Source organism: Rhodothermales bacterium (genome assembly GCA_034439735.1).
In the GTDB taxonomy this organism is placed as follows: Bacteria; Bacteroidota; Rhodothermia; order Rhodothermales; family JAHQVL01; genus JAWKNW01.
Map to the genome: position 1 here is coordinate 22,225 of JAWXAX010000106.1, position 6,801 is coordinate 29,025.

Consider the following 6,801-nt stretch of genomic DNA (forward strand, 5'->3'; position numbering starts at 1 on the left):
CGAAACACAGTTAGCGTTCCACGGGATCGAGTCCCCGAATCATCCGATCGAACGTCACCGGGAAGAATCGTTTAAAATAGACATAGAAGCGTTCGAAGCCGCCGAGGTACACCTCGGTTTTGTTGCGCTCGGCGGCCCAGAGGATGAGGTCGGCGCATTTCTCGGGTGACATCCCGGTTTCCTGCCCCTTGTCCATGGTGCCCTGGGGCGAGCCGTCTCCGGTGAGGGCGTTGACCGACACCTGCGTGCGTACATACCCCGGGCAGACGATCGTGACGCGGAGACCGTGGCGCCAGTTCTCGGCGCGCAAGGCGTCGAAAAAGCCGTGGAGGGCGTGTTTGGAGGCCGCGTATCCGGAGCGGAGGGGCGTGGAGAACTTGCCCGTCAGGCTACTGACGACGATGATCTGCCCCCATTGGCGTTCCCGCATGGAGGGCAGAACCGCCTTTGTCAAGGCGATGGGCCCGAGGAAGTTGGTATCCATTAGCCGGCGATAGACCTCCATCCCGGTCTCCTCGACGAGCGAGCGCTGGCTTACCCCCCCGTTGTTGATGAGAAAATCGACTTTCCCGTAGAACGCGAGTCCTTCGCGGGCTATCTCATCGATGGCGTCCAGATCCGCGAGGTCCATCGGGAGCACCTCAACCCGTTCCGGATGCGCGCACCGGCTGCGAACGGCCTCCAGTTTCTCCCGATTTCGGGCCGAGAGGATGAGGATCGCATCCCGTTGGCTGAGGTCGAGCGCCAGCGCCTCCCCGATCCCCGAGGATGCGCCGGTGATCCAGACGACTCTATCTTTGAAATACACGCGGTGTGTGGGCTGGTTGGAGACATCGTTCGGCGTTCGCAGCCCAATGTACTCCACCGCTCGGGGCGATGCTAGCCGGCGCATCGAGGGGCCACCTGACATGACAGGCCGGCGTGTGGGCCACCCACCCGGCACGGTTTAAAAAGGCGATTTTTCAGCCCGTTCTGATTTAGCTACCGGGCGTGTCAGTCGATACACCTACAAACGGGAATGCCGTTACCAGTCGGTCACCCGTCCGCTCGCAGGAAGAAATCAGTGCTTCTGGCAAAGACCCGAATTTATGGACACGAATCAATCCACGGCGACACCGCCTGCCGACCCGGCTTCAGAGGAACAGGGATTGCGGATGTTGCTCGTTGAAGACAATCCGATCAACCAGAAAGTCGCGGTGCGCTTTCTAGCTAAAGAAGGATTAAAGACCGACGTAGCCAATAACGGCCAGGAGGCTCTTGATCTCTTTGCGAAGCAAACCTACGATATCGTTCTGATGGATATCCAGATGCCCGTGATGGATGGCATCACCGCCACGGAGAATATTCGCCGTATCTACGGGAAAGAGCGCCCCTACATCATCGCCGTGACGGCAAACGCCACGCCGTCCGATCGTCAGCGGTGCATGGACGCCGGCATGAACGACTTCGTCACCAAGCCGATCGACGCCGTCAAGCTCATCGGCGCCATCACCAAGTCGGGCATCTTCCAGCGTCACTGAGGCGTGCCCCTTCGTTCGTCGCAAAAAGGCTGCAGCGTATTCCGGAAGTTCCAGTATCTTCCGGCACCCATGCACCCAACGTATACCGACGAACCATGTCCCGTTCCTCCTCCCTCGGCTGGGGCCTCATCGGCGCCAGCACCATCGCGCGTGAGTGGATGATCCCGGCGATCATCGCCCAGCCGGATAGCCACATCGCTGCCGTCATGAGCACCAGCGCCGAACGCGGCGCCGCCTTCGCCCGCGATAACGGCATCCCCCGCAGCTACACCTCGATCGACGCCCTGCTGGCCGACCCGGAAGTCGACGTCGTCTACATCAGCACGACGAACGAGAAGCACCGGGACGAAACCCTCCTCGCCGCCCGCGCCGGCAAACATGTGATGTGCGAGAAACCGCTCGCCCTCAACCTGGCCGATGCAAAAACAATGGTGGCGGCCTGCGCCGAGGCCGGTGTGGTCATGGGCACCAACCACCACCTCCGCAACGCCGTCACCCACCGCGCCATCCGCCGGCTGGTGCTGGATGGGGCCGTCGGAAAACCCCTCGCTGCGCGTGTCTTCCACGCCGTCTTCCTCCCCGAACACCTCCAGGGCTGGCGGATCCTCCAACCGGAAACAGGCGCCGGCGCCATCATGGACATCACCGTCCACGACGCCGACACCCTCCGCTTCGTCCTCAACGACGAGGCCGTCGAGGTCACCGCGCTCTCCGCCCAGCAGGGCATGGGGCGGGGCGACATCGAAGACGGCGTCATGGGCGTCATGCGCTTCGAAAGCGGACTCCTCGCCCAGTTCCACGACGCCTACACCATCAAACACGCCATCACCGGCCTCCAGGTTCACGGCACAGAAGGCTCCATCTACGCCAAAAACGTGATGACCCAGCAGCCCATCGGCAACCTGTACCTGCTCCGTAACGGCGTCCGCGAGCCCATCGACCCCGGGCCGGCAGAGGACCTCTATGCCCACGCCGTCCGCCGCTTCAACGACGCGATCCTCCATAACGGCTCCCCCTGGGCCACCGGCGAAGACGGCGTCCGCTCCCTCGCCATCGCCCTCGCCGTGCTGGAGTCGACGAAGACGGGGCGGAAAGTCGCGGTTGAGCGTTGATGTAACCCCTGTTTTTGTCGTCCCCGCGAAAGCGGGGATCCATGCAAGGCTTGTTGGTTGTATGGTTCCCGGATCAAGTCCGGGATGACGAGTCGCTTTTAAGAACCACCATGCCATCCTCCAAACTCATCCCCCTCGAACAGGCCGCCGCCCTCATCCCGGACGGCGCCGTCGTCTCCACCAGCTCCTCCAGCGGCCTCGGCTGCCCGGATGCCCTCCTGCGCGCCATCGGGAAACGCTTCGAGGCGGAGGGATCCCCCAAAAACATCACCTCGATCCACCCCATCGCCGCCGGCGACATGTACGGGATCGACGGGATTGACCACCTCGCGCGGCCGGGACTGTTGAAGCGCGTGATCGCCGGCTCGCTGCCGAGCGGGCCGTCTAACATGCCGTCGCCAAGGATCTGGCGGATGATCTATGCTAACGAGGTCGAGGCCTATAACATCCCGAGCGGCCTCCTTTTCCATATGCACCGCGAGGCGGCGGCCAAACGACCGGGCATACTCACAAAAGTGGGGATGGAAACCTACCTGGACCCCCGGCAGACGGGCGGCAAGATGAACGCCGCGACCACCGAGGACCTCGTCCGCCGCGTCGAGTTCGACGGCGACGACTGGCTCTACCTCCGCTCGATCCCCATCGACGTGGCCCTGATCCGCGCCACCACGGCCGACGAGCTGGGTAACCTCTCGATGGAGCATGAAGGGGGATATCTCGGGGGGATGGACCAGGCACTCGCGGCCCACAATAACGGGGGGATCGTCATCGCCCAGGTCAAACAGATCGCGGCCGCCGGCACCCTGCCGCCGCAATCCGTCCGCATCCCCGGCATCCTGGTGGACTACCTCGTGCTGGACCCCGACCAGATGCAGACCACCCAGACGCCGTTCGACCCCGCCATCAGCGGCCTCATCCGCCGGCCGGTGGACGCGTTCGACCCGGTCCCGTGGGGCACCGACAAGATCATCGGCCGCCGCGCGGCCATGGAGCTGCGCGCCGGCGAGGCCGTCAACCTCGGCTTCGGGATCTCGGCGCTGGTGCCCCGCATCCTCCTCGAAGAGGGGCTCGGAGATGCTGTCACCTGGGCTATCGAGCAGGGCGCCGTCGGCGGCATCCCGCTGTTGGGCTTCCAGTTCGGCTGCGCGGCGAACCTGCAAACGATCGTGCCGTCGCCCGACCAGTTCACGTATTTCCAGGGCGGCGGGTTCGACCGGACGTTCCTCTCGTTCATGCAGATCGACGCCGACGGCAGCGTCAACGTCTCCAAACTCGCCGCCAAGCCCCACGTCACCGCCGGCGTGGGTGGGTTTGTGGATATCACCTCGAACGCCCGCCGGATCGTGTTCGGCGGGTATTTTACGGCCGGCGGGCTGGACCTTGCTGTGGAGGGCGGGAAACTCGTCATTAAGAAAGAAGGCAAAGCCCGGAAGCTGGTGCCGGCCGTCGAGCAGGTCTCGTTCAGCGGCGCCCGCGCCCGCCGCACCGGGCAGGACGTCACCTACGTCACCGAACGCTGCGTCCTCCGCCTCGAACCGGATGGGCTCACGGTCACCGAAATTGCCCCCGGCATCGACCTCCAGACGCAGGTGCTCCAGCAAGCCGACATCCCGCTGCGGGTGAGTGATGACCTGAAGTTGATGGATGGGAGGCTGTTTTTGGAAGAGAAGATGGGGCTGGAGTTAGTGCAAAGTGAAAAGTGAAAAATGCCCCATCGCTAATCGTTTAATCGCTACTCGCTAATCGCTAATCCAATGGTCGCGCTCTCCCTCACCGCCCCCATCGCCACCCTCACCCTCAACCGGCCCGAGAAGCTCAATGCGCTCACGATGGAGATGCTGCACGAGCTGGAGGCGCATGTCGCGGCGCTGGAGGAGGCGAAGGACGTGCGGGTAGTGCTGCTGACGGCCGCCGGCGACCGGGCGTTCTGCGTCGGGGCCGATATTCACGCGTGGGCGGCGCTGGGGCCGCAGGATATGTGGCGGACGTGGATCCGTGTCGGCCACCGAATCTTCGACCGGCTGGCGGCGCTCCGGATGCCGGTTATCGCCGTGATCAACGGCTACACGTTTGGAGGCGGATTGGAGCTTGCGCTGGCGGCGGACATCCGGCTCGCGGCCGAGGAAGCGGCGTTTGCGCTCCCGGAAGTGGGCCTGGGGACGGTCCCCGGCTGGGCCGGCACGCAGCGGCTGCCGGCGGTGGTGGGCGCGGGGCGGGCCAAGCAGATGATTTTTGCCGGCGAACGCATCTCCGCCGCAAAGGCCGAGGCGTGGGGGCTGGTGAATGAGGTGCACCCCCGTGAAAAGCTGCCGGCCCGGGCACAGGAGCTGGCAGAGGCTATCGCGAAGAAGGCCCCGCTGGCGGTGCAGATGACCAAGCAGTTGGTGGATGGAGGGTTGGGGAAAGGAGCCGGTGTGGTGCTGGAGTCCCTCGCCAGCGGCCTCGCCGCCTCGTCGGAGGATGCGGCGGAGGGCCTGGCGGCGTTCCGAGAAAAACGGGAGCCACGGTTTAGGGGGGTGTGACCCCGTATAGACGCCCCGGTGGGGCGTCTCCTGAACGCATCACATATCCGGAATTCTTTACGTTATACGGAAACGTCGTTGAGACGCCCCACCGGGGCGTCTCTACATAAAAGACTCCGATCACTCCTTTTGAATGGAGGTCCAGCGTAATGGCAAAGCCGCATATCGCGCGTTTTCAGACATGGGTAGCCGGATTCCACTAAAGCGAATGCGCAACCCTTCCTTGCGATAAATGAATGGCAACTCACCATGGACTTGATATCGCGTGTGGCCCCACCCATAATCGCGTTCGGCGATAAACAACACCACGCCATCCTGCACCAGCGATACTCGCCCGACCTCGTTGAGCACCATCGCAGTTCCATCCTCGCCTATTGGTCTTTGATGTTCACAATCCACCAGAGGATTATTGCCACAACCGTCCCCGGTCGATGAACTGCAGCCAATTCCACACACCAACAAGACGCTGCAAACAAACTTATAGAATAGGGGGCGCATGGTGTCGACTCGGATTGATGTCATGCACAACCTAAACGGTTAGGATGCAGATGCTTCGGGCACATTAGCTGGTCTCAAATTACGCTCTACCGAGCCGGTCGCACAGCCAGGGCACCTCTTTTCACCCCGCGATCATGTTCGGGTCACCTCTCTTCGATACAATGCCCCCCCAACGCATCTATTTCGCGTCGTAGAGCACCAAGCAGATTTTTTTGTCGCCGAAGTGCTCGACAGAACCCCCTATCATCCGTAGCGTACATGCTACAAACTTAAGTGACGCGACTGGCCGGACCCCGCGCGTTAACCGAATATGTGACCGATGAATCCATCCAAACCCTACCACGCCACCCTGATCGAGGCCCTCAAAGATCCGGAGGAAGCGCGGGCATACCTGGAGGTCGCCATCGAAGAATTCGAGGGAGATGGGGACAAGGAGCATTTCCTGGTGGCTTTGCGCAACGTAACCGAGGCACAAGGCGGCATAGGCGCGCTGGCACTCCGCACCCACCTGAACCGGGAGCATCTGTATCGGGTGCTTTCAAAAAATGGCAACCCGCGCCTGGACAAGATCGCGGCCATTTTACAGGGGCTTGGGTTCAGGTTGTCGGTTGAGTTGATTGCGCCGGCGGGAGGATAAGAATCTGAATACACATCGCAAAACGCTACTCATGCTAATCAGGAGTTGAAATACGATGCAATCCGGCTTCCGCTACACTCTCCATGGTCGTCATCCCCAACTTGATTGGGGATCCATGGAAGCGTGCAAATGCAGCATATACATCATCAAGGGCGATAGCAGCGCGCCCTGTGTACCCGAAACGCAGCTTGAATAGGCTGGTGCTCCTTTTTTCCTTCAGTCCCACATCAGGCCCGGCTGCATCCGATCAGCTGCCTATGGATCCCCGATCGGGGTCGGGGATGACGATCCGAGTGAGAGGACCGTAGATAAACCCACTTTCAACTCCTGATTCGCATTACTCGCTAATCATGCGAATCAGGAGTTGAAATGCTCGTTTTGCGCGCTTTAAGTGCACAAATCTTCTTAAATACATCAAAAAGCCCGTCATCCTGGACTTGATCCAGGACCCAGTGAGGTTAGCAACCCTGTTCTGGGTCCTGGGTCGGGGCCCAGGATGACGTTTTGCATTA

The 6,801-nt window shown here is 61.8% G+C and carries 7 protein-coding genes; 5 read left to right on the plus strand and 2 right to left on the minus strand.

From position 1 onward, the window contains the following. Positions 1-10 precede the first annotated feature (10 nt). On the minus strand, positions 11-910 hold the full coding sequence (locus tag SH809_08610; GenBank protein MDZ4699750.1) for an SDR family oxidoreductase: 900 nt from the start codon (positions 908-910) through the stop codon (positions 11-13). A gap of 178 nt (positions 911-1,088) precedes the next feature. Here SH809_08610 and SH809_08615 point away from each other — a divergent pair, with 178 nt between their 5' ends. The 4 genes from SH809_08615 to SH809_08630 all read left to right on the plus strand — a co-directional run bounded on the left by SH809_08615 (position 1,089) and on the right by SH809_08630 (position 5,154). After that, positions 1,089-1,520: a response regulator gene (locus SH809_08615; protein MDZ4699751.1), complete on the plus strand. Its 432-nt coding sequence runs from the start codon at positions 1,089-1,091 to the stop codon at positions 1,518-1,520. A 95-nt stretch (positions 1,521-1,615) separates the two neighbouring features. Next, on the plus strand, positions 1,616-2,632 hold the full coding sequence (locus SH809_08620) for a Gfo/Idh/MocA family oxidoreductase (protein ID MDZ4699752.1): 1,017 nt from the start codon (positions 1,616-1,618) through the stop codon (positions 2,630-2,632). A 110-nt stretch (positions 2,633-2,742) separates the two neighbouring features. After that, positions 2,743-4,335, plus strand: a complete 1,593-nt coding sequence (locus SH809_08625; protein MDZ4699753.1) for an acyl CoA:acetate/3-ketoacid CoA transferase — start codon at positions 2,743-2,745, stop codon at positions 4,333-4,335. A gap of 51 nt (positions 4,336-4,386) precedes the next feature. Beyond that, on the plus strand, positions 4,387-5,154 hold the full coding sequence (locus SH809_08630; protein ID MDZ4699754.1) for an enoyl-CoA hydratase-related protein: 768 nt from the start codon (positions 4,387-4,389) through the stop codon (positions 5,152-5,154). A 120-nt stretch (positions 5,155-5,274) separates the two neighbouring features. Here the strand turns inward: SH809_08630 and SH809_08635 are convergent, their stop codons facing one another. Beyond that, the gene (locus tag SH809_08635) at positions 5,275-5,652 is read right to left on the minus strand and encodes a hypothetical protein (GenBank protein MDZ4699755.1); all 378 of its coding nucleotides are present in this window, start codon (positions 5,650-5,652) and stop codon (positions 5,275-5,277) included. A 319-nt stretch (positions 5,653-5,971) separates the two neighbouring features. On the opposite strand from SH809_08635, the gene SH809_08640 reads away from it, so the two are divergent. Next, complete coding sequence (locus SH809_08640) at positions 5,972-6,289, plus strand: hypothetical protein (protein MDZ4699756.1); 318 nt, start codon at positions 5,972-5,974, stop codon at positions 6,287-6,289. Positions 6,290-6,801: the final 512 nt, after the last annotated feature.

What these genes read in the sequence shown, in the direction of transcription:
- SH809_08635 (MDZ4699755.1), bottom strand. Translation starts at nt 5,652, where the DNA reads ATGCGCCCCCTATTCTATAAGTTTGTTTGCAGCGTCTTGTTGGTGTGT.
- SH809_08630 (MDZ4699754.1), top strand. Translation starts at nt 4,387, where the DNA reads ATGGTCGCGCTCTCCCTCACCGCCCCCATCGCCACCCTCACCCTCAAC.
- SH809_08610 (MDZ4699750.1), bottom strand. Translation starts at nt 910, where the DNA reads ATGTCAGGTGGCCCCTCGATGCGCCGGCTAGCATCGCCCCGAGCGGTG.
- SH809_08625 (MDZ4699753.1), top strand. Translation starts at nt 2,743, where the DNA reads ATGCCATCCTCCAAACTCATCCCCCTCGAACAGGCCGCCGCCCTCATC.
- SH809_08615 (MDZ4699751.1), top strand. Translation starts at nt 1,089, where the DNA reads ATGGACACGAATCAATCCACGGCGACACCGCCTGCCGACCCGGCTTCA.
- SH809_08640 (MDZ4699756.1), top strand. Translation starts at nt 5,972, where the DNA reads ATGAATCCATCCAAACCCTACCACGCCACCCTGATCGAGGCCCTCAAA.
- SH809_08620 (MDZ4699752.1), top strand. Translation starts at nt 1,616, where the DNA reads ATGTCCCGTTCCTCCTCCCTCGGCTGGGGCCTCATCGGCGCCAGCACC.